The 26,563-nt window shown below is 60.0% G+C and carries 23 protein-coding genes; 12 read left to right on the forward strand and 11 right to left on the reverse strand.

The window, feature by feature from the left end; translation table 11 throughout:
* The first annotated feature begins 4 nt into the window (after positions 1 to 4).
* The 10 genes from bioB (at position 5) to CKW26_RS23095 (ending at position 12,555) form a co-directional block, all read left to right on the forward strand.
* Positions 5 to 1,060 carry a biotin synthase BioB gene (gene bioB / locus CKW26_RS23050; RefSeq protein ID WP_007910031.1) on the forward strand — a complete coding sequence of 352 codons (1,056 nt, stop codon included), beginning with the start codon at positions 5 to 7 and terminating at the stop codon, positions 1,058 to 1,060.
* A 159-nt stretch (positions 1,061 to 1,219) separates the two neighbouring features.
* A complete protein-coding gene (gene bioF, locus CKW26_RS23055; RefSeq protein ID WP_095050335.1) occupies positions 1,220 to 2,398 on the forward strand; it encodes an 8-amino-7-oxononanoate synthase in 1,179 nt (392 codons plus the stop codon).
* Positions 2,391 to 3,122, forward strand: a complete 732-nt coding sequence (locus CKW26_RS23060; protein ID WP_095050292.1) for an alpha/beta fold hydrolase — start codon at positions 2,391 to 2,393, stop codon at positions 3,120 to 3,122. Before bioF ends, CKW26_RS23060 begins: the two co-directional genes overlap by 8 nt.
* Complete coding sequence (gene bioC / locus CKW26_RS23065) at positions 3,115 to 3,924, forward strand: malonyl-ACP O-methyltransferase BioC (protein ID WP_095050293.1); 810 nt, start codon at positions 3,115 to 3,117, stop codon at positions 3,922 to 3,924. Before CKW26_RS23060 ends, bioC begins: the two co-directional genes overlap by 8 nt.
* A complete protein-coding gene (bioD, locus tag CKW26_RS23070) occupies positions 3,921 to 4,601 on the forward strand; it encodes a dethiobiotin synthase (protein ID WP_095050294.1) in 681 nt (226 codons plus the stop codon). Before bioC ends, bioD begins: the two co-directional genes overlap by 4 nt.
* 107 nt (positions 4,602 to 4,708) lie before the next feature.
* Positions 4,709 to 5,005 (forward strand): pyrroloquinoline quinone biosynthesis protein PqqE, encoded by a 297-nt coding sequence (locus tag CKW26_RS23075; protein WP_093429944.1) that lies wholly within the window; start codon positions 4,709 to 4,711, stop codon positions 5,003 to 5,005.
* A 274-nt stretch (positions 5,006 to 5,279) separates the two neighbouring features.
* Complete coding sequence (locus tag CKW26_RS23080) at positions 5,280 to 7,085, forward strand: phenylacyl-CoA dehydrogenase (protein WP_095050295.1); 1,806 nt, start codon at positions 5,280 to 5,282, stop codon at positions 7,083 to 7,085.
* A gap of 300 nt (positions 7,086 to 7,385) precedes the next feature.
* Positions 7,386 to 8,675, forward strand: coding sequence for a GGDEF domain-containing protein (locus CKW26_RS23085; RefSeq protein ID WP_095050296.1), 1,290 nt, complete (start codon positions 7,386 to 7,388; stop codon positions 8,673 to 8,675).
* Between the two features lie 90 nt (positions 8,676 to 8,765).
* Complete coding sequence (locus CKW26_RS23090) at positions 8,766 to 10,562, forward strand: acyl-CoA dehydrogenase C-terminal domain-containing protein (RefSeq protein WP_095050297.1); 1,797 nt, start codon at positions 8,766 to 8,768, stop codon at positions 10,560 to 10,562.
* A 214-nt stretch (positions 10,563 to 10,776) separates the two neighbouring features.
* A complete protein-coding gene (locus CKW26_RS23095) occupies positions 10,777 to 12,555 on the forward strand; it encodes an acyl-CoA dehydrogenase C-terminal domain-containing protein (protein WP_095050298.1) in 1,779 nt (592 codons plus the stop codon).
* A gap of 227 nt (positions 12,556 to 12,782) precedes the next feature.
* Here CKW26_RS23095 and CKW26_RS23100 read toward each other — a convergent pair whose 3' ends face one another.
* Positions 12,783 to 13,697 carry a LysR family transcriptional regulator gene (locus tag CKW26_RS23100; protein ID WP_077574788.1) on the reverse strand — a complete coding sequence of 305 codons (915 nt, stop codon included), beginning with the start codon at positions 13,695 to 13,697 and terminating at the stop codon, positions 12,783 to 12,785.
* Between the two features lie 169 nt (positions 13,698 to 13,866).
* Here CKW26_RS23100 and CKW26_RS23105 point away from each other — a divergent pair, with 169 nt between their 5' ends.
* Together CKW26_RS23105 and CKW26_RS23110 are read left to right on the forward strand one after the other, a co-directional pair.
* On the forward strand, positions 13,867 to 15,150 hold the full coding sequence (locus CKW26_RS23105; protein ID WP_095050299.1) for an aspartate aminotransferase family protein: 1,284 nt from the start codon (positions 13,867 to 13,869) through the stop codon (positions 15,148 to 15,150).
* Between the two features lie 193 nt (positions 15,151 to 15,343).
* Positions 15,344 to 15,502, forward strand: coding sequence for a YqaE/Pmp3 family membrane protein (locus tag CKW26_RS23110; RefSeq protein ID WP_003228885.1), 159 nt, complete (start codon positions 15,344 to 15,346; stop codon positions 15,500 to 15,502).
* 133 nt (positions 15,503 to 15,635) lie between these two features.
* On the opposite strand, the gene CKW26_RS23115 is transcribed toward CKW26_RS23110, so the two are convergent.
* The 10 genes from CKW26_RS23115 to CKW26_RS23160 all read right to left on the reverse strand — a co-directional run bounded on the left by CKW26_RS23115 (position 15,636) and on the right by CKW26_RS23160 (position 26,561).
* On the reverse strand, positions 15,636 to 17,447 hold the full coding sequence (locus CKW26_RS23115) for a S9 family peptidase (protein WP_095050300.1): 1,812 nt from the start codon (positions 17,445 to 17,447) through the stop codon (positions 15,636 to 15,638).
* A complete protein-coding gene (gene pqqE / locus CKW26_RS23120; RefSeq protein ID WP_016983158.1) occupies positions 17,413 to 18,552 on the reverse strand; it encodes a pyrroloquinoline quinone biosynthesis protein PqqE in 1,140 nt (379 codons plus the stop codon). Before pqqE ends, CKW26_RS23115 begins: the two co-directional genes overlap by 35 nt.
* Positions 18,545 to 18,820 (reverse strand): pyrroloquinoline quinone biosynthesis peptide chaperone PqqD, encoded by a 276-nt coding sequence (gene pqqD, locus CKW26_RS23125; RefSeq protein WP_095050301.1) that lies wholly within the window; start codon positions 18,818 to 18,820, stop codon positions 18,545 to 18,547. The genes pqqE and pqqD overlap by 8 nt, the downstream gene beginning before the upstream one ends.
* Complete coding sequence (gene pqqC, locus CKW26_RS23130; RefSeq protein WP_095050302.1) at positions 18,817 to 19,569, reverse strand: pyrroloquinoline-quinone synthase PqqC; 753 nt, start codon at positions 19,567 to 19,569, stop codon at positions 18,817 to 18,819. The genes pqqD and pqqC overlap by 4 nt, the downstream gene beginning before the upstream one ends.
* Positions 19,570 to 19,709: 140 nt before the next feature.
* Positions 19,710 to 20,621: a pyrroloquinoline quinone biosynthesis protein PqqB gene (gene pqqB, locus CKW26_RS23135; RefSeq protein ID WP_064388219.1), complete on the reverse strand. Its 912-nt coding sequence runs from the start codon at positions 20,619 to 20,621 to the stop codon at positions 19,710 to 19,712.
* 81 nt (positions 20,622 to 20,702) lie between these two features.
* Positions 20,703 to 20,777 (reverse strand): pyrroloquinoline quinone precursor peptide PqqA, encoded by a 75-nt coding sequence (pqqA, locus tag CKW26_RS23140; RefSeq protein WP_003422658.1) that lies wholly within the window; start codon positions 20,775 to 20,777, stop codon positions 20,703 to 20,705.
* Positions 20,778 to 20,933: 156 nt separating this feature from the next.
* Positions 20,934 to 23,348 (reverse strand): pyrroloquinoline quinone biosynthesis protein PqqF, encoded by a 2,415-nt coding sequence (gene pqqF / locus CKW26_RS23145; RefSeq protein ID WP_095050303.1) that lies wholly within the window; start codon positions 23,346 to 23,348, stop codon positions 20,934 to 20,936.
* A gap of 38 nt (positions 23,349 to 23,386) precedes the next feature.
* Positions 23,387 to 24,181: a carbon-nitrogen hydrolase family protein gene (locus tag CKW26_RS23150; RefSeq protein ID WP_095050304.1), complete on the reverse strand. Its 795-nt coding sequence runs from the start codon at positions 24,179 to 24,181 to the stop codon at positions 23,387 to 23,389.
* A gap of 12 nt (positions 24,182 to 24,193) precedes the next feature.
* On the reverse strand, positions 24,194 to 25,876 hold the full coding sequence (locus CKW26_RS23155; RefSeq protein ID WP_095050305.1) for an NAD(P)/FAD-dependent oxidoreductase: 1,683 nt from the start codon (positions 25,874 to 25,876) through the stop codon (positions 24,194 to 24,196).
* A 223-nt stretch (positions 25,877 to 26,099) separates the two neighbouring features.
* Complete coding sequence (locus tag CKW26_RS23160; RefSeq protein WP_095050336.1) at positions 26,100 to 26,561, reverse strand: Lrp/AsnC family transcriptional regulator; 462 nt, start codon at positions 26,559 to 26,561, stop codon at positions 26,100 to 26,102.
* Between the last annotated feature and the right edge of the window lie 2 nt (positions 26,562 to 26,563).

The raw sequence follows: 26,563 nt of genomic DNA on the forward strand, positions 1-26,563 counted from the left end.
ACCCATGAGCGCGAGCACCACTGCCACCCTGCGTCACGACTGGTCTCTGGCCGAAGTCAAAGCACTCTTCGTACAGCCATTCAACGACTTGCTGTTCCAGGCGCAAACGGTGCACCGCGCACATTTCAACGCCAACCGCGTTCAGGTGTCGACCCTGCTGTCGATCAAGACCGGCGCCTGCCCGGAAGACTGCAAGTACTGCCCGCAGTCCGGTCACTACAACACCGGCCTTGAAAAAGAAAAGTTGATGGAAGTGCAGAAAGTCCTCGAAGAGGCAGCACGCGCCAAGGCCATCGGTTCGACACGTTTCTGCATGGGCGCGGCGTGGAAACATCCGTCGGCCAAAGACATGCCGTACGTGCTGAAAATGGTCGAAGGCGTGAAGGCCATGGGCCTGGAAACCTGCATGACCCTCGGCCGTCTCGATCAGGATCAGACCGAGGCACTGGCCAAGGCCGGGCTCGATTACTACAACCACAACCTCGACACGTCGCCCGAGTTCTACGGCAGCATCATCACCACCCGTACTTACAGCGAACGTCTGCAAACGCTGGCCTATGTGCGTGAATCGGGGATGAAGATCTGCTCCGGCGGCATTCTCGGCATGGGCGAGTCGCTGGATGACCGCGCCAATCTGCTGATCCAGTTGGCCAACCTGCCGGAGCATCCGGAATCGGTGCCGATCAACATGTTGGTGAAAGTTGCCGGCACCCCGCTGGAAAACGCCGAAGACGTCGATCCGTTCGACTTCATCCGCATGCTCGCCGTGGCCCGCATCCTCATGCCGCAATCCCACGTGCGCCTGTCCGCCGGCCGCGAAGCGATGAACGAGCAGATGCAGGCCCTGGCCTTCTTCGCCGGCGCCAACTCGATTTTCTACGGCGACAAACTGCTGACCACCGCCAACCCGCAGGCGGACAAGGACATGCAGTTGTTCGCGCGTCTGGGCATTCAGCCGGAAGCTCGTGAAGAACATTCCGATGAGGTTCACCAGGCCGCAATCGAACAGGCGCTGGTGGAGCAGAAGAGCAGCGAGCAGTTCTACAACGCCGCGGTTTAAAGCTGCGCGGATTCCTCTGAAGGAATGCAAAACCCCTTGTGGGACGAGCCTGCTCGCGAAAGCGGTGCCTCAGTCGACATTGATGTTGGATGTGAAGGCCTATTCGCGAGCAGGCTCGCTCCCACAAGGGATCTGTGTCACTTGAAAGTCGAGGCCTGCATGTCTTTCGATCTCGCCGCACGCCTTGCTGCCCGTCGTGCCGAAAATCTCTATCGCCAGCGACCGCTGCTTGAGTCCCCGCAAGGCCCGCAAGTGGTGGTCGACGGTAAACCGTTGCTTGCCTTCTGTAACAACGATTACCTCGGCCTGGCCAATCATCCGCAAGTGATCGAAGCCTGGCGCGCCGGCGCTGAACGTTGGGGTGTCGGTGGTGGCGCCTCGCATCTGGTGATCGGCCACAGCGGCCCGCATCACGCACTGGAAGAAGCGCTGGCCGATCTCACCGGTCGACCGCGTGCATTGCTCTTTACCACCGGCTACATGGCTAATATCGGCGCGGTCACGGCGCTGGTCGGGCAGGGCGATACGGTGCTGGAAGACCGTCTCAATCACGCTTCGCTGCTGGACGCGGGTCTGTTGTCCGGCGCGCGTTTCAATCGTTATCTGCACAACGACGCGGTGAGCCTGGCCAAGCGTCTTGAGAAAGCCACCGGCAATACGCTGGTAGTCACCGACGGTGTGTTCAGCATGGACGGCGATCTCGCTGACCTGCCGGCATTGGCTCGTGAAGCCAAGGCCAAAGGCGCGTGGCTGATGGTCGATGACGCTCACGGTTTTGGGCCGCTGGGTGCGAACGGTGGCGGCATCGTCGAGCATTTCGGTTTGAGTCAGGAGGACGTGCCGGTACTGGTCGGCACCCTCGGTAAAGCCTTCGGCACCGCTGGCGCCTTCGTCGCGGGCAGCGAAGAGCTGATCGAAAGCCTGATCCAGTTCGCCCGTCCGTACATTTACACCACCAGCCAGCCCCCGGCGCTGGCTTGCGCGACCCTGAAAAGTCTGGAGTTGCTACGCACTGAACACTGGCGCCGGGATCATCTGCAGACCTTGATCCGCCAGTTCCGCCAGGGCGCCGAGCAGATCGGCCTGGAGTTGATGGACAGCTTCACGCCGATCCAGCCGATCTTGATCGGCGATGCCGGGCGCGCGGTGCGGTTGTCGCAAATGTTGCGCGAGCGCGGGCTGATGGTTACCGCCATCCGCCCACCGACCGTGCCCGCCGGCAGCGCGCGCTTGCGCGTGACCCTGACCGCCGCCCACAGCGAGGCGCAGGTGCAGCTATTGTTAGAGGGACTGGCCGATTGCTTTGCCCAACTGTCGTCGGAGCCAAGCCATGCGTAATCGCCTGATTCTGCTGCCCGGCTGGGGCCTCGGTGTGTCGCCGATGGAGCCTCTGGCCGCCGCTTTGCAAGGGCTCGACGAGCATCTGAAAGTGGAAATCGAGCCGCTGCCGGAGCTGGATTCCAGTGACCTGCAAGACTGGCTCGATGAACTCGATGAACGCATTCCACAAGACGTCTGGCTCGGTGGCTGGTCGCTGGGTGGCATGCTCGCGTCCGAATTGGCGGCGCGCCGTGGCGAGCGCTGCTGCGGTTTACTGACTCTGGCGAGCAACCCTTCCTTCGTTGCCCATGAGCAGTGGCCGACCGCGATGCCGGGCGAGACCTTCGATGCATTTCTCGCCGGTTGCCAGGCCGATCCCCGGCTGACCCTCAAACGCTTTTCGCTGCTCTGTGCTCAAGGTGCACAAGATGCGCGCGGCTTGTCGCGGTTGATGCTCGGCGGCGCACCGCACACGGCGCCGTCGGCGTTGATGGCGGGCCTGGAATTGCTCGCGCAACTGGACACCCGCGAAGCACTGCAAGCATTTCGCGGCCCGCAATTTCATCTGTTCGCCGGACAGGACGCTCTCGTTCCGGCGGAAGCGGCGGGGGCGTTGTTCGTCCTGTTGCCGGACATCGAAATAGGTCTGATCGAACAGGCCTGTCATGCGTTCCTTCTGGAAGACCCCCACGGACTGGCGGGCGCTATCCAGGCTTTTTTACATGAGTGCGGTGATGACTGATTTGTCTCTTGTGCTGCCTGGCGGCTTGCCTGACAAGCGTCAGGTCGCGGCCTCTTTCTCCCGCGCGGCGGCCAGTTACGACAGCGTCGCCGAGTTGCAACGTGATGTGGGTACACAATTGCTTCAACGCTTGCCGGCGGATTTTTCACCGTCGCGCTGGCTGGATCTGGGCTGCGGCACCGGCTATTTCACCCGGGCACTGGCCTCGCATTTTATCGAGGGGCACGGTCTGGCGCTGGACATTGCCGAGGGTATGCTCGATCACGCGCGGCCGTTGGGCGGCGCTGAGTACTTCATTGCTGGCGATGCGGAGCGTCTGCCGTTGCAGGACTCGACTTGCGCCCTGATCTTTTCCAGCCTGGCGGTGCAGTGGTGCGCGGATTTCGATGCAGTGCTCAGCGAAGCCTTTCGCGTACTGAAACCGGGTGGGATTTTTGCGTTTGCTAGTCTTTGTGTCGGGACGCTGTTTGAGTTGCGCGACAGCTGGCGGCAGGTCGACGGGATGGTGCACGTCAATCGCTTCCGCGATTTCGCCCGCTATGAGCAATTGTGTGCGGCCAGCGGCTTGCGCACGTTGAGTCTGGAGAATCAGCCGCACGTGTTGCACTACCCGGATGTGCGCAGTTTGACCCATGAGTTGAAAGCCTTGGGTGCGCACAATCTGAATCCGGGGCGGCCGGGCGGTTTGACCGGGCGGGCGCGGATTCTCGGGCTGGTGGAAGCTTACGAGCAGTTCCGTGAAGCGTCGGGATTGCCGGCGACTTATCAGGTGGTCTACGCCGTGTTGGAGAAACCCGTATGAGCGCAGCCTATTTCATCACCGGAACGGACACCGATGTCGGCAAGACCACGGTTGCCGCAGGGTTGCTGCACGCGGCGCGTTCGGCCGGGCTGAGCACAGCGGCGGGCAAACCGGTGGCGTCCGGGTGCGAAGTGACGCCCAAGGGGCTGCGCAATTCCGATGCGTTGGCGCTGTTGGCCGAATGTTCGCTGCCGCTGACTTATCAACAGGTCAATCCCGTGGCGTTCGAGCCTGCGATTGCTCCGCATCTGGCGGCGCGTGAGGCCGGAGTAGCGTTGACCGTGCAATCGTTGCTGGCGCCGATGCGCGAGATTCTGGCGATGAACGCCGATTTCACCTTGATCGAGGGCGCGGGTGGCTGGCGGGTGCCGTTGGCGGATCAGGACAATCTGTCGGATCTGGCGATTGCGTTGAAGCTGCCGGTGATTCTGGTGGTGGGTGTGCGGCTGGGGTGCATCAGTCATGCCCTGCTGACGGCCGAGGCGATTGCCCGTGATGGGCTGCAATTGGCCGGGTGGGTGGCGAATATCATCGATCCGAAGACTTCGCGGCTTGAGGAGAACCTCGCCACATTGGCCGAGAGAATTCCGGCGCCGTGCCTTGGGCGCGTGCCGAAACTCAAGAGCTTGAGTGCCGAAGCGGTAGCGGATCATTTGCAACTGGATCTGCTCGACTAAGCTTTTCTCTATGGGCAGGCACTGTGCCATTAGTGTTTTTGACGGGTGTTTTTCTGGCGCCTCTGGTTCAATGGCGCCATTGATCCTTCCCAAGGATGAGAACTGTTATGGAAATCTCCGGTAACACAGCTTTTTATGCAGGTCTGAGCTCGATTCAAAGCGGGCAGAACCGCGTTGATCAGGCCGCCAGCCAGATTGCCAACAACACCATTGAGCGTTCGGTCACCAGCCAGTCTTCGGAAGCGCAGGTCGATCGTCTGCGCGGCGTTGATCGCAGCCAGCAAATGGACCTGGGCAGCGACATGGTGCAAATGGCCCAGGGCAAATTTCAGGTGGAGCTAGGCGTAAAAGTTGCCAAAGCTTCCGACGAAATGCTCGGTACGATCATCGACACCTTCGCCTGATTTTTCACCATCTACACCCTGAACGCCGCGCTTTGTCGCGGCGTTTTTCGTTGTAAGTCCTTCTCCCTCAACTAATCTTTTTTCAGCGCCCATGACTCGTTCGAGCTCATGGCGGTTTGCTGCGTCCGCTGTTTGAAAGATGCGGGGACGAACGGCAAAAGATCGATGCTTGACAAGATTTCGGCGTAAACGTATGTTTCAAACAACTGTTTGACCGTCACAACAAATCAACACGGTCGTTCATTCCCGGTTACATCAGCAGAGGTTTATCGCTATGCCTGACTACAAGGCCCCCTTGCGTGATATTCGCTTCGTTCGTGACGAACTGCTCGGCTACGAAGCGCACTATCAGAGCCTTCCGGCTTGCGCAGACGCAACTCCAGACATGGTTGACGCCATTCTCGAAGAAGGCGCCAAGTTTTGTGAGCAGGTACTGGCACCGCTGAACCGCGTGGGCGACCTCGAAGGTTGCACCTGGAGCGAGTCCGGCGTGAAAACTCCGACTGGCTTCAAAGAGGCGTACAAGCAATTCGTCGAAGGTGGCTGGCCAAGCCTGGCTCACGACGTTGAGCACGGCGGTCAGGGCTTGCCTGAATCGCTGGGTTTGGCAGTGAGCGAGATGGTTGGCGAAGCCAACTGGTCGTGGGGCATGTACCCAGGCCTGTCGCACGGTGCGATGAACACCATCTCCGAGCACGGCACGCCTGAGCAGCAAGAAGCCTATCTGACCAAACTGGTTTCCGGCGAATGGACCGGCACCATGTGCCTGACCGAACCACACTGCGGCACCGACCTGGGCATGCTGCGCACCAAGGCCGAACCTCAGGCCGATGGTTCCTATAAGGTTTCTGGCACCAAGATCTTCATCTCGGCCGGTGAACACGACATGGCCGATAACATCGTCCACATCGTGCTGGCCCGCCTGCCGGACGCACCGGCTGGTACCAAAGGCATCTCGCTGTTCATCGTTCCAAAGTTCCTGCCCAATGCTGATGGCACCGTCGGTGCACGCAACGCAGTGAGTTGCGGTTCGCTGGAACACAAGATGGGCATCCACGGCAACGCCACTTGCGTGATGAACTTCGACGGCGCCACCGGTTACCTGATCGGCCCGGCGAACAAAGGCCTGAACTGCATGTTCACCTTTATGAACACCGCACGTCTGGGTACCGCACTGCAAGGTCTGGCCCACGCCGAAATCGGTTTCCAGGGCGGCCTGAAATACGCTCGCGACCGTCTGCAAATGCGCTCCCTGACTGGCCCGAAAGCGCCAGACAAAGCCGCTGACCCGATCATCGTGCACCCAGACGTTCGCCGCATGCTGTTGACCATGAAGGCGTTCGCCGAAGGCAACCGTGCGATGGTGTACTTCACCGCCAAACAGGTCGACATCGTCAAATACGGCGTCGATGAAGAAGAGAAAAAGAAAGCCGATGCACTGCTGGCCTTCATGACCCCGATCGCTAAGGCGTTCATGACCGAAGTCGGTTTTGAATCCGCCAACCACGGCGTACAGATCTACGGCGGCCATGGCTTCATCGCCGAATGGGGCATGGAGCAGAACGTTCGCGACAGCCGCATTTCGATGCTGTACGAAGGCACCACCGGTATCCAGGCACTCGACCTGCTGGGCCGTAAAGTGCTGATGACGCAAGGCGAGGCCCTGAAAGGCTTCACCAAGATCGTCCACAAGTTCTGCCAGAACAACGAAGGCAACGAAGCCGTTGCAGAGTTCGTCGCACCGCTGGCCGCGATCAACAAGGAATGGGGCGAGCTGACCATGAAGGTCGGTATGGCTGCCATGAAAGATCGCGAAGAAGTCGGCGCGGCTTCCGTGGACTACCTGATGTATTCCGGTTATGCCTGCCTGGCTTACTTCTGGGCCGACATGGCGCGTCTGGCAGCTGAAAAGCTGGCAGAAGGCACCGGCGACGCGGCGTTCTACACGGCCAAGCTGCAAACCGCGCGCTTCTACTTCCAGCGCATCCTGCCGCGTACCCGTACGCATGTGGCCACCATGCTGTCGGGCGCCAACAACCTGATGGACATGAAAGAAGAAGACTTCGCACTGGGCTACTAAGCATTAACGCGGTCTGTTGAAAAACCGCTGCTCCCTTGGGGGGCAGCGGTTTTTTTATGCGCGGAGTTCCTCCGGTTGTGGGTATTCCTGGAAGAAATTCCCGACATGGCCATCAAGCATGATGGCCATGAAGGAGGTTTCATCTCCAAGGAGGCAAAAAACCTTGGTCGAAGGCTCAGAAATCAGCGTTTCCGGCCGTTAAAGAGACTGCGTGTGATCTGGATCACATTGTGTGTGCTTAACTGCATGCATTGCAGGCACAATGCCACCTCTTTGCCATGACGGGTCGGAGCTTTACCCTTGCCGCGTTCTTCCGCTGTACGTTTCAGCCATTTCCTACCTTCACTGCTGTTGTTACTCGCGGGGTTGGCGGCTGCGTACGTCAAAGACCTTAGCGTGTTCTTCACGTCGCTGTTCAACGTGTTGCCGACGTTGGTGCTGTTGCTGGGCGGCGCGTATTGCGCGGTTTACCGCCGTCAGCGCGAGCTGTTTCTGATGCTCACGGTGTACATCGCCTACTTTCTGCTCGACACCCAGACCGACTATTACCGCGACAATGGCAAGGTCCGCGAAGACGCTGCGGTGGTCTTCCACCTCGTCTGCCTGTTGTTGCCGTTGTTGTTCGGCTTGTTCGCCGCATGGCAGGAACGTACACATCTGTTCCAGGACATGGTCGCGCGTTTCGCCGTGTTGCTGGCCTTTGGCAGCGTGGCATTGGGGCTTGAGCAAAGTTATCCCCAGGCATTGCTGATGTGGCTCTCGGAAATTCGCTGGCCGGCGCTACACGGCGCGTGGATGAGTCTGATTCAGCTCTCGTATCCAGTGTTCATCTCGGCGTTCCTGCTGCTGGCCTGGCAATACTGGCGCAACCCGCGTCCGCTGCATGCGGCGCAACTGGTGGGTTTGCTCGGTGTGTTCTGGATGCTGCCGAAAACGTTCATCCTGCCGTTTACCCTGAACATCATGTGCAGTCAGGTGATGTTGATGATCGCCGCCGCGGTTGCGCATGAGGCTTATCAAATGGCCTTCCGCGATGAACTCACCGGACTGCCGGGCCGTCGCGCGCTCAATGAACGCATGCAGCGCTTGGGTCGCAACTATGTATTGGCGATGAGCGACGTCGATCACTTCAAGAAATTCAACGACACCCACGGCCACGATGTTGGTGACCAGGTTTTGCGTCTGGTCGCCAGCAAACTGTCGAAAATCAGCGGTGGCGGTAGGGCGTATCGCTATGGCGGTGAGGAATTCGCCCTGGTGTTCGCAGGCAAAACCCTTGAGGAGTGCATGCCGCACCTTGAGGTGATCCGCGAGTCGATTGCGTCCTACAGCATTCAACTGCGCAATCAGGAAAACCGTCCGCAGGATGATCAGCAAGGTCGTCAGCGCCGCGCCGGTTCCGGTGCTTCCAGCGTTTCGGTCACGGTGAGCATCGGCGTCGCCGAGCGAGTGGAGCAACGCAACCCGGAACAAGTGCTGAAGTCCGCCGACGAGGCGCTTTACGCCGCTAAAGGCGCGGGGCGTAACTGCGTGGTTGCGTTCGGCCAGAACCGTCGTGGCGCGGTGCGCATGGACACGGCCGCAGGTTGAGTGATGACGGCGCATTCAGCGCCTGCACAATGATTGTGGGGCGTGGTGGCCGGCAGTAGGTTGGAGAAATCTGCTGACGGAGAAGCCACCATGCCTGAGTACAAAGCTCCCCTGCGCGACATGCGCTTTCTGATCGACCACGTCTTCGACTTTCACAGCAACTACGCCGCCCTCGGCGCCCACGACGCCAGCCCGGACATGATCAACGCGATCCTCGAAGAGGGCGCGAAGTTCTGCGAGAACGTGCTCGCACCGCTCAATCGCAGCGGTGACGAAGAGGGCTGCCATTTCGACAACGGTGTGGTGACAACGCCTACAGGCTTCAAGCAGGCATTCGCACAATATGTCGAAGGTGGCTGGCATGGTCTGGCGGCAGATCCGAGCTACGGCGGCCAAGGGCTGCCAAGTTCGCTGGGGCTGGTGATCAGTGAGATGGTCGGCTCCAGCAACACTTCCTGGGGCATGTACCCGGGCCTGACCCACGGCGCGATGTCGGCGATCCATGCCCATGGCAGCGCCGAGCAGAAAGACACCTACCTGAGCAAACTCACCGCCGGCCAGTGGACCGGCACCATGTGCCTGACCGAAGCCCACTGCGGCACCGATCTGGGCATCATCAAGACCCGCGCCGTGCCTCAGGCTGATGGCAGTTACGCGGTTACCGGCAGCAAGATTTTCATCTCTGCCGGCGAGCACGATATGAGCGATAACATCATCCATCTGGTGTTGGCCAAGTTGCCGGATGCGCCGGCCGGGACCAAAGGGATTTCGCTGTTTATCGTGCCGAAGTTCTTGCCGGATACGGCGGGTGAAGCGGGCGAGCGCAACGGTGTTTCCTGTGGTTCGATCGAACACAAGATGGGCATCAAGGCTTCGGCCACTTGTGTGCTGAACTTCGATAGCGCCAAGGGCTATCTGATCGGTGAGCCGAACAAGGGCCTGAACTGCATGTTCACCATGATGAACCACGCGCGGCTAGGCACCGGCATGCAGGGTTTGTGTCTGGGCGAAGCAAGCTTCCAGGGCGCGATCAAATACGCTAACGACCGCTTGCAGATGCGCGCGCTGACCGGCGCCAAAGCCCCGGATAAACCTGCAGACCCGATCATTGTCCACCCGGACGTGCGGCGCATGCTGCTGACCATGAAAGCCTTTAACGAAGGCAATCGGGCACTGACCTACTTCACCGCGCAGTTGCTCGATGTCGCGCATCTGAGCGGTGATGCCGAAGCACGGCAGGAGGCCGAGGATTTGCTGGCGTTCCTCACGCCAATCTGCAAAGCGTTCATGACCGACACCGGCCTGGAAGTGACCAACCACGGCATGCAGGTGTTCGGCGGCCACGGTTTCATTCGCGAATGGGGCATGGAGCAACTGGTGCGCGATTGCCGGATTGCACCGATCTATGAAGGCACCAACGGCATTCAGGCGCTGGACCTGCTCGGACGCAAGGTGCTGGGCAGTCAGGGCAAGTTGCTGCGCGGTTTCACCAAAATCGTCCATAAGTTCTGCTCAGCCAACGCTGAGCACCCGCAGCTGGGCAGTTTCGTTGCGCAGCTCAATCAGCTGAACCAGCAGTGGGGCGACCTGACCGTGAAGGTCGGGATGGCGGCGATGAAGAACCCGGATGAAGTGGGCGCGGCGTCGGTGGACTACCTGATGTACAGCGGTTACATCATCCTTGGCTATCTGTGGTTGCGCATGGGCCTGGTGGCGCAGGCGCAACTGGAGGCGGGCGAGGGCGAGGGGGATTACCTGCGCGGGAAATTGGCGACCTGCGAGTTTTACTTCAAGCGCTTGTTGCCGCGTACGGCGGCGCATCGTGCGGCGATCGAGGCGGGCAGTGATTGCTTGATGAAGTTGCCGGCGGAAATGTTTGCGCTTTAAGCAAGATCAAAAGATCGCAGCCTGCGGCAGCTCCTACATGGGACCGAGTTTTATCTGTAGGAGCTGCCGCAGGCTGCGATCTTTTTTGTGATGACTAAAAATAACAAAACGGTCACGGGTTGACCCTATGTGTCACAAAAGTTGTTGAGGTACACTCGGGCTCAACGAAAACATCATTCCACGAATCACCTGTTTAGATCTTGCGAGGTTTGCCATGGCTGACTACAAAGCGCCGCTGCGCGATATGCGCTTCGTCCTCAATGAAGTGTTCGAGGTCGCCAAGCTCTGGGCCGAACTGCCGGCCCTGGCCGAGACTGTCGACGCCGAAACCGTTGAAGCCATTCTCGAAGAGGCCGGCAAAGTCACCAGCAAAAGCATCGCACCTCTGAGCCGCGCTGCCGACGAAGAAGGCTGCCACTGGAAGGACGGTGCCGTCACCACGCCGGCCGGTTTCCCACAGGCTTATCAGACGTACGCTGAAGGCGGCTGGGTTGGCGTCGGTGGCGATCCGCAATACGGCGGCATGGGCATGCCCAAAGCCGTGTCGGCGCAAGTCGAAGAAATGGTCAACTCCGCCAGCCTGTCGTTCGGTCTGTACCCGATGCTGACCGCCGGCGCCTGCCTGTCGATCAACGCTCACGCCAGCGAAGAGCTGAAAGCCGCGTACCTGCCGAACATGTACGCTGGCGTCTGGGCCGGCTCGATGTGCCTGACCGAGCCGCACGCTGGCACCGACCTGGGGATCATCCGCACCAAGGCCGAGCCTCAGGCCGACGGTTCCTACAAGGTCAGCGGCACCAAGATCTTCATCACCGGTGGCGAACACGACCTCACCGAAAACATCATTCACCTGGTGCTGGCGAAACTGCCGGACGCCCCAGCCGGTCCGAAAGGTATTTCGCTGTTCCTGGTGCCGAAGTTCATGGTCAACGCCGACGGCAGCCTGGGCGCGCGCAACCCGGCGAACTGCGGTTCGATCGAACACAAAATGGGCATCCAGGCGTCCGCGACCTGTGTGATGAACTTCGATGAAGCCGTGGGCTATCTGGTCGGTGAGCCGAATAAAGGTCTGGCCGCGATGTTCACCATGATGAACTACGAGCGTTTGGGCGTGGGCATCCAAGGTCTGGCCACCGGCGAGCGCTCCTATCAGAACGCCGTCGAATACGCCCGCGACCGTCTGCAAAGCCGTTCGCCGACTGGCGCGCAGAACAAAGACAAAGTCGCTGACCCGATCATCGTCCACCCGGACGTGCGGCGCATGTTGCTGACCATGAAAGCCTCGAACGAGGGCGGCCGTGCGTTCTCCACCTACGTAGCGATGCAGCTCGACACCGCCAAGTTCAGCGAAGACGCCACCACCCGCAAACGTGCGGAAGATCTGGTCGCGTTGCTGACGCCTGTGGCCAAGGCATTCCTCACCGACCTGGGTCTGGAAACCACCGTGCACGGCCAGCAGATTTTCGGCGGCCACGGCTACATCCGCGAGTGGGGTCAGGAGCAACTGGTACGTGACGTGCGCATCACCCAGATCTATGAAGGCACCAACGGCATTCAGGCACTGGACCTGGTCGGGCGCAAGATCGTCGGCAGCGGTGGCGCTTTTTACAAGCTGTTCGCTGACGAGATCCGCCATTTCACCGCGACGGCCAGCGCCGATCTGGGCGAATTCACCAAACCGCTGAACGATGCCGTCGACACCCTCGACGAGCTGACCTCGTGGCTGCTGGATCGGGCGAAAAACAACCCGAACGAAATCGGCGCGGCTTCGGTCGAATATTTGCAAGCATTCGGATACACAGCGTACGCCTACATGTGGGCATTGATGGCCAAAGCTTCGCTGGGCAAAGAAGCGCAAGACGATTTCTATGCCAGCAAACTGGGCACCGCGCGCTTCTACTTCGCCCGTTTGCTGCCGCGTATTCACTCGTTGAGTACGTCGGTGAAGGCCGGTAGCGAGTCGCTGTTCCTGCTGGATGCGGCGCAATTCTGATGCGATGACGTCATGTAAGCATTCTCTTACATGACGTGCTGCTGTTCTCCCATATGCGTAGATTGGATCCACGGCTAATCTACATTTCATGGACGTCGCGCAGGAAGCGCAAAGCAACAACACGGACACGTAGGATTCTGCCAGGGTGGCGGAGTGAAATGGATGTCAGGGAAACAGTCTGCAAAGCCCCGCTTCGGCGGGGTTTTCTTTTGCCTGCAGAAAAGTAGTCAGGCCAGCGGATCAAGCGCCGGCTTCACTTCGCGCTCCATCACTTCTTCCAACAATGTCTGCAACAGCGCCAAAGGCGCCTGCTGGCGCTGCACATCGCGACAGACCAACCCTACCTTCAGCGGCACGCGCGGTTCGCTCAGCGGTTTCCAGAGCAGATCCTGATCGTCGTACTCCTTTTGCGAACGCCCCGGCAGCACCGTCGCCAGTTTGGTGTGCGGCAGGCTGTCGAGTATCCCCACCATATTGTTCAGTTCGGCCTGCACCTGCGGGCGTCGTCCGAGCGCGGTCAATTGCGCCTGCCAGATCTGGCGGATCTGAAACTCTTCGCCCAGCAGCAACATCGGCAGCTCGGCAGCCTGGCGCATCGAAACTTTCTTGAATTCACGCAGCGGATGATCCGCCGGGATGACCAGCGTCAGTTCATCTTCGTAGAGCATCACGCCGTGCAGGCCGGGTTGGCGCGGCGGCAGGTAACTGATGCCGATGTCCAAAGAACCGTTGAGCAGCCGCCGCTCGATCTCAAGTCCGGTCAATTCATAGATCTGCACCACCAGATGTGGCTGTGCCTTGCGCACCCGCTCAAGCATTTGCGGAACGAGACTGGTGTGAACCGTTTGCAGCACGCCGATTGCCAGCGTGCGCAAGGCCTGCCCCTTGAAGTTGCCCAGCGCCTCACGCGCCCGCTGCAATCCGTCGAGCAGTGGCAAAGCGTGGTTGTACAACGTGTGCGCGGCGAGGGTCGGCAGCAGGCGTTTGCTGCTGCGTTCGAACAAGGTGACGTCGAGGTTCTGTTCGAGCTGGCGGATCTGCTGCGACAGTGCCGGTTGCGAGATCGACAGGCGTTCGGCGGCGCGGCCGACATGGCCTTCTTCGTAGACCGCGACGAAATAACGCAGTTGTTTGAAATCCATAAGTAATGCTTATCGAAAATGCTGGTAAATCGAAATGGCCCGCAGACCTCAGTGAGCCTAGTCTAACCGCATTCACAAGGCTTACAGGGCCAGAAAGCGCGATGAATAGCGTTCGCTTCGACAGTGTTTGCATAGGCAGTTCAAAACACCTTAAACGTGGTGTTTTTCAATGAATCTGTTCAGTTTGCGGCGCCAGACGCCGAGTCTCGATGACCTCGCTTTTGAGGCTGATCCTTCTGATATCAACGAAAATCTTAGCTCCGAGCGCCTGATGCCCAGCGTCGAACGGCCGCAACAGGTGTTCGTGCGTGGTCAGGGTTCGTGGCTGTGGGACAGCAATGACCGCGCGTACCTCGATTTTTCCCAGGCCGGTGGCGCCAACAGTCTTGGCCACAGCCCATCAGCGCTGGTCAAAGCGATTGCCAGCCAGGCGCAGGCGCTGATCAATCCCGGTTTCAACCTGCACAATCGCGGCATGCTCAGCCTCGCTGAACGGCTGTGCGCCAGCACCTCCAGCGATCAGGCCTATCTGCTCAACAGCGGCAGCGAAGCCTGTGAAGCGGCGATCAAACTGGCGCGCAAATGGGGCCAACTGCATCGTGGCGGCGCCTCGCGAATCATTGTCGCGAAGCAGGGTTGCCATGGCCGCAGTCTGGCGACGATTTCTGCCTCCGATAGCTGCAACTTGCACAACCGTTTCGCGCCGTTACTGCCGGGTTTCGATCTGGTGCCGTTCAACGACTTGCCCGCGCTGCACGCCGCGGTCGATGCGCAAACCGTGGCGATCATGCTGGAGCCGATCCAGAGCGATGCCGGGGTTGTTCCGGCGACTGAGCATTACCTAAAAGGCGTTGAACGTCTGTGCCGAGAGCTGGGCATTCTGCTGATCCTCGACGAAGTACAAACCGGCATCGGTCGCTGCGGCACCTTGCTTGCCGAACAGTCCTATGGCGTACGCGCCGATATCGTCGTGCTCGGCAAAGGCTTTGGCGGCGGTGTGCCCTTGGCGGCGCTGCTGGCGCGGGGCAAGGCGTGTTGTTTCGACACGGGTGAACTGGGCGGCACGCATCACGGCAATGCGCTGATGACAGCGGCTGGCCTGGTGGTGTTCGACAGCGTGTACGACCGCAGCTTCCTGCAGCAGGTCAACGATAATGGCCAGCATCTGCGCGAAGGCCTGGCCCGATTGGCGCACCGCTACGACCACGGCGAACTGCGTGGCCAAGGTTTGTTCTACGGACTGACCCTGTCGGACGATTCCGCTGAGGCCGTGGTCCACGCCGCCCTTCACGAAGGCTTGCTGCTCAACGCCCCGCAAGCCAACTGCCTGCGCTTCACCCCGGCCCTTACCGTCAGCAAAACCAACATCGACGAAATGCTCCTGCGCCTGGGCCGCGCCTTCTCGCGAGTGCGAACCGCACAACTGCAATGCCGCAAGGGGATTGCCGTCTGAACTGAAGTTTCTTACCCGATTTCCAGAACCGTCTCGCGGTATAACGCACGCCCCACGCCTGATTCTTTTGGCGTGGAGCGTTTTTTTTGAGGTGGTGGCGATCAAATGGCCGTTGCACTGAACCCTGACGAGCGGCGCAGGTCGATTAGCTTGTATGGCTCAAGTGAGCCAACCCCCATACAGGAGCTGCCCCATGGATTTCATTCGCATCATCATCGCTATTCTGTTGCCACCACTGGGCGTGTTTCTGCAGGTCGGGTTTGGCGGGGCGTTCTGGTTGAACATTCTGCTGACGTTGTGCGGTTATATTCCGGGGATCGTGCATGCGGTGTACATCATCGCCAAGCGCTGAGTACTGCGGCGCCAAGTAGATAGCTTTCGCGAGCAGGCTCGCTCCCACAGGGGATTTGTGAACAACACAGATCCAATGTGGGAGCGAGCCTGCTCGCGAATGGGGCAACCCGGTTTTGAACAGGGCGCGGTGATCAGTCCGTCAATCCCATTACCTGGCGATAGAACTTCCACTCCTGCTCCAGCGCATGCGCTTGATTGGCCGCGCGGCGGAATCCGTGGCGTTCGTCGGGGTAGTAATGCGCTTCGACCGGGACGCCGTTGTGCTCCAGCGCCGTGACCATGTCGCGGGTCTGTTGTGGCACGACCACGGCGTCCAGTTCACCCTGAAAGAAAATCACCGGTACGCGGATGTTGTTTGCGTGCAACAACGGCGTGCGTGCGGCGTAGCGTTCGGCGTCTTGCTCGGGATCGCCGATCAGCCAGTCCAGATAATCACCTTCAAATTTGTGCGTAGCTCGAGCCAACGCAACCGGGTCGCTGACGCCGTACAAGCTCGCTCCAGCGCGGAAGACTTGCTTGAACGCCAGCGCACATAACGTGGTGTAGCCACCTGCGCTACCGCCACGAATGAATGCGCGATCACCGTCGATCAAACCCTGGCCGGCGAGATGACTCACCACCGCACAAGCATCCTCGACATCCACCTCACCCCAGCTCAGATGCAAGGCCTGCCGATATTCGCGGCCATAACCACTGCTGCCGCGATAGTTGAGATCGGCCACGGCGAAGCCGCGTTGCGTCCAGTATTGAATGCGCGGGTCGAGCATCGGGTAGCAGGCCGATGTCGGGCCGCCGTGGATGAACACCACCAGCGGCGGGTTTGTCTCGCCGCTCATGGCCGGATAAAAGAACCCATGCGCTTCGCCCGAACCGCTTGGGTAACACAGGGTTTGCGGACGGCTGATGCGCTCTGCGGGTAAAGGCGCTACGCCGCCGGCCAGCATGTTCACTTTGCGCGTCGCCCGATCAATGGCGATGACCGCAGAAGGACTGATCGGCGAGGCGGCGATGCAGTAGATAAATTGCGCATCCAAAGCCAAATGCCGGAAACGACTGTAGTCACCGGTGAAGTCGTCATCGCCTAATGTCAGACGGCCGAAACCGCCTTCACTCCAACTGGCTAAAACCGAATTTTCAACAGGCAACCAAGTGCAGCCGCCCAGTTGCCACGGTGCTGGCGCGTGATCGGCTTGCGCAGCAGGTAATGGCTCCAAACCGTTGGAAGTCTCAGCCCACGGCTGCCAGAATCCACCACGATCGGTCAGGCAATAAAGGCGATTGTCGGCATCGAATCGCGGTTGCTGAATGGACTCTTCAACCTCGGTGCCGGCAATGCATTGCGGCGAACCAAATGCACCGTCAGTCGAACGCTCAGCCACCATCAACCGGGTCGACGTCCACGGCTGATGCGGCCGACTCCACTCGATCCAGGCCAAGCGCTGGCCATCCACACTAAGGATTGGCGCCGCATAAAAATCCGCGCCTTCAGCCAATAAATGCCGCCCACCGTCAGCCAGATCGATTGCTACCAGCCGATGCTGATCTTGCTGTTCTTCGACCGCCAGCACTTGGCCGAAAGCAAAATGCAGATCGCCATAACGGCACTCGCCCGAGGTCAATGCTTCCGGCTCGCCACCGAGCTTCTGGCGATACAACTGCTGATCCGCCTCAGCGACGAAAACCACCCCATCCGGCGTCAGACAAAACGCGCCACCGCCATATTCGTACACGCGACTGCGCACGCTAAAACCATTCGGCGTCAGACATTTCGTCACGCCATCGCGCCAATGCCAGATCCGGCACGCGGCATCTTCCGGACGATATTCATTCCAGAACAGCCCGTTGGCGCCGAGCTGAAGTTCGGCGAAGTCCATGCCGGCAGCGACGGCTTGCGAAGCGCTGAATGGCTCAGCCCTTGGCGATGAGGCGCGAGTTTCGTTCATTGCGGAAGGCCAGTTGTTCGATGGTTTGAGTGGCAGTCTCGGCTTCTTCGCGGGCCTTGAGAATCACGCCGTGATGTTCGGACTTGCTGCACACCGGGTCGGCATTGCTCGCATCACCGGTGAGCATGAACGCCTGACAGCGGCAGCCGCCGAAGTCTTTTTCTTTCTCGTCGCACGAGCGGCACGGCTCGGGCATCCAGTCGTAACCACGGAAGCGGTTGAAGCCGAACGAGTCGTACCAGATGTGCTGCATGCTGTGATCGCGCACATTGGGAAATTGCACCGGCAACTGTCGGGCGCCATGACAAGGCAGGGCGGTGCCGTCCGGTGTGACTGTCAGAAAAATACTGCCCCAGCCGTTCATGCAGGCCTTCGGGCGTTCTTCGTAGTAATCCGGGGTGACGAAAATCAGCTTGCACGGATGCCCTTCGGCTTCCAGCTTCGCGCGGTATTCGTTGGTGATGCGCTCGGCGCGCACCAGTTGCTCTTTGGTCGGCAACAGGCCGACACGATTGAGCTGCGCCCAACCGTAAAACTGGCAGGTGGCGAGTTCAACGAAGTCGGCTTCCAGCGCAATGCACAGCTCGATGATGCGGTCGATCTTGTCGATGTTGTGCCGATGGGTGACGAAGTTCAGCACCATCGGATAGCCGTGGGCCTTCACTGCGCGAGCCATTTCCAGCTTTTGCGCGAAAGCCTTTTTCGAGCCGGCCAGCAGGTTGTTCACTTGCTCATCGCTGGCCTGAAAACTGATCTGGATGTGATCGAGCCCGGCCTTCTTGAAGTCGCTGATTTTCTGCTCGGTCAGGCCGATGCCAGAGGTGATCAGGTTGGTGTAGAAACCCAACTGCCGCGCTTCATGAATCAGCTCGGCGAGATCCTGACGCACCAGCGGCTCGCCACCGGAAAAGCCCAGTTGCGCCGCGCCCATCTCCCGCGCTTCGCGGAACACCTTGATCCACTGCTCGGTGCTCAGCTCTTTGCCCTGCTCGGCGAAATCCAGCGGATTGGAGCAGTACGGGCATTGCAGCGGGCAGCGGTAGGTCAGCTCGGCGAGCAGCCACAGCGGCAGGCCGACTTCAGGCTTGGGCGGCAGATCAGGCAAGTTCGATCCAGTGCTGCGCACGGGCAACCTCCATGAATTGCTCGATGTCGTCACCGAGCTCAGGCACGCCCGGGAACTGCTCATCAAGTTTGGCAATGATTGCCGCGACATCGCGTTCGCCGTCGATTAAACCGCCGATCAACGCAGCGGTTTCGTTGAGTTTGATCATGCCTTCGGGGTAGAGCAGCACATGGCCTTTCTGCGCCGGTTCGTACTGGAAGCGGTAGCCGGGACGCCAGGTCGGGACTTTGCTGCGGTCGAAACTCATAAGGTGATTCCTTTGTGCCAGACGCGTTGTTCGGTGACGCTGTGATACGGCGGGCGGTTCAGTTCGTAGGCCATGCTCATGGAATCGAGCATGCTCCAAAGAATGTCCAGTTTGAACTGGAGAATTTCCAGCATGCGCTCCTGGCCTTCACGCGTCTTGTAGTGCTCAAGCGTGATCGCCAGACCGTGCTCGACATCGCGTCGCGCCTGACCGAGACGGGTGCGGAAGTATTCGTAACCGGCCGGGTCGATCCACGGATAATGCTGCGGCCAACTGTCGAGGCGCGACTGGTGGATCTGTGGTGCAAACAGTTCGGTCAACGAGCTGCTGGCGGCTTCCTGCCAACTGGCGCGGCGGGCGAAGTTGACGTAGGCGTCGACGGCGAAACGCACGCCGGGCAGCACCAGTTCCTGGGAGCGCAGTTGATCAGGGTCGAGGCCGACCGCTTGGCCGAGACGCAGCCAGGCTTCGATGCCGCCGTCCTCGCCGGGGGCGCCGTCGTGGTCGAGCAGGCGTTGAATCCACTCGCGGCGGATTTCCCGATCGGGGCAGTTGGCGAGGATCGCCGCGTCCTTCAGGGGGATGTTCACCTGATAGTAGAAGCGGTTGGCGACCCAGCCCTGAATCTGTTCGCGGGTGGCGCGGCCTTCGTACATCGCCACATGGTACGGGTGGTAGATGTGGTAATAGGCGCCTTTGGCGCGCAGGGCCGCTTCGAATTCGGCCGGGGAAAGCGGGGTGTCGGTCATTGCGGTTCTCCGGGGAACAACCCTAGAAATATCTGGTGTCTGTACCGGCCTTATCGCGAGCAGGCTCACTCCTACAAGTGATCGCATTCCAATGTAGGAGTGAGCCTGCTCGCGATAGACCGCGCAGCGGTCTCAAATGCTTACAGCACAATACTCATGCCATCGAACGCCACTTCAACATTACGCCGGGCCAACTCAGCACGCTCCGGCGAATCTTCATCGAGAATCGGATTGGTGTTGTTGATGTGGATAAGCACTTTGCGCTGCTCAGGCAACTGCTCCAGCACTTCGAGCATGCCGCCAGGGCCGTTCTGCGCCAGATGGCCCATCTCGCGACCGGTGCGGGTGCCGACGCCACGGCGCTGCATTTCATCGTCATCCCACATCGTGCCGTCCACCAGCAGGCAATCGCTGCCGGCCATGATCTCCAGCAACGGCGCATCGACCTTGCCCAGGCCCGGCGCATAGAACAATTTGCCGCCGGTCTTCAAGTCTTCAACGATCAAACCGATGTTGTCGCCCGGGTGAGGATCGAAGCGGTGCGGCGAGTACGGCGGCGCGGCGCTACGCAACGGCAGCGGGGTGAAGCGCAGGTTCGGGCATGCGGCCACGGTGAAGCTCTGGTCGAGTTCGATGCGGTTCCAGTCCAGCCCGCCGTTCCAGTGGGTGAGCATCTTGAACAGCGGGAAACCAGTGCTCAGATCTTCATGAACCATGTCCGTGCACCAGACCTGATGCGGGCAGCCTTCGCGCAGGCTGAGCAGGCCGGTGGTGTGGTCGATCTGGCTGTCCATCAGAATGATCGCGCTGATGCCGGTGTCACGCAGGGCGCGGCCCGGTTGCATCGGGGCGAAGCTTTGCAGCTGTGCGCGGATGTCCGGCGAGGCGTTGCACAGTACCCAGTTCACGCCGTCATCGGAAATCGCGATGGACGATTGGGTGCGGGCCTTGGCATTCAGGCTGCCGTCGCGAAAGCCTGCGCAATTGACGCAGTTGCAGTTCCACTGCGGAAAACCGCCACCGGCGGCCGAACCCAGAATCTGGACGAACATGAACGCTCCATCATTTCTACGCGGAAAATAAAACGCCCCGGCGAGCCGAGGCGTTGCACTGCAATTCTACGTAAGCAGAACTCAGCGGCTGGCGAAGTACATGGTGACTTCGAAGCCGATACGCAGGTCGGTGTAAGCCGGTTTTGTCCAGGACATAGGGTGTCTCCTCAGGTTGGGTGGGATAGCGCTGTCCATAGGTATAGTCCACGGCAGCGCAAAGATGTTCCAAATAGTTAGGCGGCTATGTTACTCAAAATTTCACCGGGTTTGCCCGTGAATATTCGAGAAAGCTCCTTGCAGCCTCGGTAATGATCAATTTGTCGTTTGCCATGGGTTACCGGGTGCGGGGTCGCTGGCGAGACAGAGCCAGCCGCCTTCGGCGTTGATCAAGCGCTGTGCTGCGTTAAACAACGCCTGGCGATCCAGTTGGCCAATGGCGGCGAGTAATTGCCCAAGATAATCCGACGAGTGGCCTGCGAGTCTGGCCTGCCAGAGCAGCTCAGCAGCGTCTTTGCTGGATAGATTGGCTGCGTCGAATTGATCCGCGAGGTTATGCCGCTGCTGGTTGAGGCTGGCCTCATCAAACTGTTCGATCAGCGCGGGCATACCTTTGAGGAACTGTTGAATGTGTTTGAGCAACTCCGCAGGTCTGGCGCTCGGGGATTGCACGCCAAACAGCAGGGCGGTTTGGCCATTCATCTGACGAAGCGCACTGAACACCGCATAGCCCAATTGCAATTCGACGCGCAGGCGCTGGTAGAACGGCGTCTGGCACACGTGCGCCAACAGTCGCCACGCGGCGTCCTCGACGATGTCGCGGCTGGTGGCGGGGCAGAACAACAGCACGGCGTGTTCGCTGGAGGCGGTATCGACATGGCGCCAGTGTTTTTGCGCGGTGATTGCCGCCGGCGCTGCCAGTTGGTTGTCCGGGATGCCGGGAACCCGGCTCAGGGCCAGGCCCAAGGCGGACTGGGTCTGTTGGCTCAGTCCCAACGCGAGGCCGTCCCAATGCGAAGTTGTCCACAGCTGTTGGGCGTCGTCGCCGGTTTTAGCTGATTCCAGCGCCTGTTCCGGCAGCGCTTTCAGCAACTGGCGAATGGGGATCAGCGGCGTTTCCGCCTCACTACGCAACGAATCGGCGTCAACTTGCGTCAGACATTTCAGCGCATGCTCCAGGACGCTGGGCATTGGCTCCTGCAGGCCGGTGAGCTTGAGCAACCATTGATGCCCTGTGGTGCTGAAAGACAACTCGACTCCAGCCTCGCGCGCGTCTTGCTGAGTTTCCCGAAGACTGCGTTGCAATCTCGAGTGCAGATCAGGGCTGGCGGCAGACTCAACCTGCCAACGCAGATAAATCGCGCCTTCATTGCCGCTGTCCGGCAAGACCTGGCTGAACTGCATCGGCGAGCGTTCGCGACGGCCGCGCGAGCGATCCTGAGCAAATGTACGAAGGCCACGGTGGGCGCTGGTTTGGCCGCGAATCAGGCCTGCATTGGCGAGCGGTTCGCCGGTGCGCAGGAATGGATTGGCAGCAGGTAATCGCCAGTGAGCGCTGAAGTTATCCACAACACCGATTTCACGGAGCAGATGTTTGAGGGCGCTGATGCCGCTGTCGGACAGACCACTCTCTTGTCGCTCGCTGTCGAGTCGTGCCAGTTGCAGCGCGCCGCTGACTTGTTGCTGGCGCTGAACCAGGGCCGTGTATTCCGCCCGCAGCGGCGTCCAATCCTGTTGCGCGAAGAAGCTCAGCCAATCCTTTGCGCGTTCGCTAATGGCGTTCATCGATTCGGCTGGTGCGATGAATGCCAGATGTAGCAAGGCTTGCCCCGCAAAGCAGTACAGTCGTGCGGCTTTCAGATCATCCGCCAGATTCTGTTCCTGCAGATGCGCCAGCAACCCCCCGGGCTTGGCACTGTTCAGCCAGTGGCAGAGGAATGCCATTGCCTCGGCGGAAGTCTCCGGCAAATCATCGAACGCAAACAGCAGATTGCCGCGTCGCTCAGCGGCCTGTTGATAACTTTTCACCGCCAGCGGCAGGGGCGCCACCTGTGCAACTTTATCCCCAACCGGCAAAGCCGCTGCGAACTGCTCGGCCAGCGCGCGCAGCTCTTCAAGGCTCTGCGGCCCCACCAGGCTCAAGCTCATTTGTCCGGTGCGATAGAACTGCTGGTGGAAATCCTTCAACGCCTGTTGAAACGCTGGCAATTCCACTTTCAGGCTGTCCCGATTCCCCGCATGAAATCCGCGCAACGGATGCTCTGCCGGTAAACCCTCATACAACGCAAACTGCTGCTGAGCCGCAGGATCTTGCGACCAGGCGACAAATTCCGCCTGCAACACTTCCCGTTCCCGCAGTTGATCGTCCAGATTCATACGCGGCTTGGCTAGCATGTCTGACAGACGCTCCAACCCCTTGCTGAACGAGCGCGTCGGCAGCTCAAAGAAAAAGTCAGTGGTGCGTTCGCGAGTGCTGGCATTCACTTGGCCACCGTGGCGCTGCACGTAGGCCATCAACCCTTCGTCCGCCGGAAAACGCTCAGTGCCGAGAAACAGCAAATGCTCGAGGAAATGCGCCAGCCCCGGCCACGCCAATGGCACGTCATGACTACCGGCAGCCACCCGCAGGGCAGCGGCACTGCGCTTGAGGCCTGGCACATGACGCAGGGTCACGCGCAAGCCGTTGGCCAGGGTTTCGGTGTGGGGGCGGGGGTGAGTCGGCGCAGGCATGGGCACTTCCAGAACAGTGGAGTGCCCATGCTAGCGGATTAGCGCTTGTTCAGCGCGCCGTAAAGCTCCGGGCGGCGGTCGCTGAGGTAGCGATTGGCCGCGCGTGAATCGATCATCAACTGCCGATCCAGTTCGCCGACGATCAATGCTTCGTCCAGACCGGCCTGAGCAATACGGCTGCCGTCAGGCGCGGCGATGCTGCTTTGCCCGCAATAGTGGATATCGCCTTCATGGCCGCAGTAGTTGGCGTAGGCCACGTAGCATTGGTTTTCGAAGGCGCGGGAGCGTACGGAGACATCGGCGATAAAATCGAACGGAATCATGTTCGCCGTCGGCACCAGAATCAGCTCGGCGCCGTCGAGGGCCAGGCGTCGGGCGTTTTCCGGGAATTCCAGGTCGTAGCAGATCAGGAAACCGAGTTTCCAGCCGTTCAGTTCAACCAGCGGAAAATCGCCTTCACCGGGGCTGAACATCGAGCGATCAAGGTCACCGAACAGGTGCGTCTTGCGGTAATTGCACAGGTGCTCACCGTTGGCGTCTATCAACTGCACGGCGTTGTAGATCTGCCCGTCCGCCGTGCGCTCGGGGTAACCGTAGAGAATCGCCAAACCGGCCGACTTGGCAATGCGGCCGATCTGCTGCGCCCATTCCCCGTTGTAGACCTCAGCCAGGGTGCTGACCGCTTCGGCGCCAATGTTGTAGCCGGTCATGAACATCTCCGGCAGCACCAGCAGATCGGCGCCTTTGGCCTCCATCGCCACTTGATGCAGGCGTTGCAGGTTGGCGGCAGGGTCCAGAGGCAGCGGTGGACATTGGTAAAGGGCTACACGCATCAGGGATTCCTCTTACTCGGGCAGGGCGATAGGGCCGATGTCTTTGAACACATCACCCGGGCCCGGGTTCGCTTTATGTGTCGAACCGCCGAAATGCTTCATGATCCCCCACACCGCGTTGAGCGACGTCTGCACCGCGCCTTCAACCCATGCCGGTGTCCACGAAACGTCGTCGCCAGCGATGAAGATCCCGCGCTGCTCGGCGGGCATCTCGTCCTGCATGAAGTGCGCGTACATGCGCTGGTTGTAGCGATAGTGGCCGGGCAGGGCGCCCTTGAACGCACCGAGAAAGTAAGGGTCGGCTTCCCACGACACGGTGATCGGATCGCCGATGATGCGCGCGGCGATGTCGACTTTCGGGTAGATCTTTTTCAGCGCGTTCAACGCCAGCTCAACGCGTTTTTCCACCGGGTGCGGAAGCATCTTCAAGGCGTCGCTCATCCACGAGTACGACAGGCAGATCACCCCCGGTTTGTCGTCGCCGTTGTCGAACAGATAAGTGCCGCGGGTCAGGCGATCGGTGAGGGTCATGCTCATCAGGTCGCGGCCGGTTTCCGGGTCTTTGTCTTTCCAGAATGGCCGGTCGACCATCACGAAAGTCTTCGACGATTGCATATAGCGGGTGCGGTCGAGGGCCATCCACATCTTCTGCGAGAACAGGGTTTCGTCGCATTCGATCTGGGTGGTCAGCAGCCAGCTCTGGCAAGTGGTCAGCACTGCGGCGTATTCGCGAGTGTCGCCATTATTGTCGGTGACCGCGAAACGGCCATCGGCCGCGTGAGCGATTTTCTTCACCCCCGAGCGTGGCGCACCACGGTGCAGGGATTTCAGGCTGGTGCCTTCCGGCCAGTGCACGCAACGCTCCGGCACATGCCGCCAGATGCCTTGTGGGACTTGCTCGACGCCACCGACCACCAGGTGCTGGTGATCGTCGCAGTTGGTCATCACCACGCGGAAGATTTCCAGCATCGAGTTGGGGAAGTCGGAATCCCAGCCGCCGGTGCCGAAACCGACCTGCCCGAACACTTCGCGGTGATGGAACGACAGTTTGGCGAAGGCTTCGGAGGTGGCGACGAAGTCGTAGAACGTTCGGTCGTCCCACAACGGCACCAGGGTATTCCAAAGTTCTTTCAGGCGCGGCACATCGCGATCGCGGATGGCTTGCTGGATATCGGCGAACTGCGAGCCGGCTTCCAGTGCGTCCGCCCAGGCGTCAGCCACTTCCTGAAACAGTGCAGGAAGATCCGCCAGCTTTTGTGCGTAATGGGTTTTGCCTTCCAGGTCGATCACGGTGCTGCCGGAGGCCGGCGTCAGCGGGTTCGGGAAAGGTTTGGTTTCCAGGCCGAGCTTGTCGACGTAGTGATAGAACGCGGTGGAGGACACCGGAAAACGCATGCCACCCAGTTCCGCGACGATGCCGTCAGTGCCGTTGAACGCTTGAGAGCGCAGACGCCCGCCGAGCTTCGAAGCCTCGTAGACCACCGGTTTCAGGCCGAGCTTCATCAGCTCGTAAGCCGCTACCAGGCCGGCGATGCCAGCGCCGACGATCGCCACTTCAGCGCCATGATGATGTTCAGGAATAGTGCCGAGACCGGCCGGGTGCTCGATCCAGTCGTCGAACGCGAACGGAAAGTCCGGGCCGAAAATGGTGACTGGTTTCTTACCGTCTGCAGGATGGCGATTGTTCTTGTTCATGGCTGACCTTGCTGGCGACCCGACGCAGGATGCGCGTCTGAGTATAGGAAAAGATGCCAGCCATTCTAGGGAGCGTAGAACACGTTAATAAGACGCAAAATGTCGTCGTTTTGCCAATTAACATATCAATATGACGATCAGAGACTGCACATCGACCAACGTGTAGAAGCGAGCCTGCTCGCGAAGAGGCCCTCTGATCCAGCCGAGAAGCCCGATCAAAACCTCAAACTGGCTGCCCCCGATCAATCTTGCTACTCAGAATGATCGACGTCGTCGTCTTCTCCACCCCGTCCACACTGCCAATCTGATCCAACAACTGATCCAGTTGCTCCGGCGAATCGGTGCGCAACCACGCCACATAATCAAACTCGCCACTCACGGCACACAGCTGCTGCACCTGCGCCATCGCACTCAACCGGCGCAACACCTCTTTGCCTGAGCGCGGCTGCACCTTGATCCCGACATACGCCTGCAACCCGCCATCGACCACTCGCTGGCCGAGACGCACGCCATAACCGGTGATCACTTTGGCTTTTTCCAGCCGCGCCAGACGCGACGTCACAGTGGTGCGCGCGATGTCCAATTGCCGCGCGAGCATGGCTACGCTTTCACGGGCATTGATCTGCAGGGCGGCGATCAGCTGACGGTCGATTTCATCAAGCACGGGCGGGCGGATGTCTGGCAAGG

The organism is Pseudomonas sp. Irchel s3h9, assembly GCF_900187475.1.
Lineage (GTDB): Bacteria > Pseudomonadota > Gammaproteobacteria > Pseudomonadales > Pseudomonadaceae > Aquipseudomonas > Aquipseudomonas neuropathica.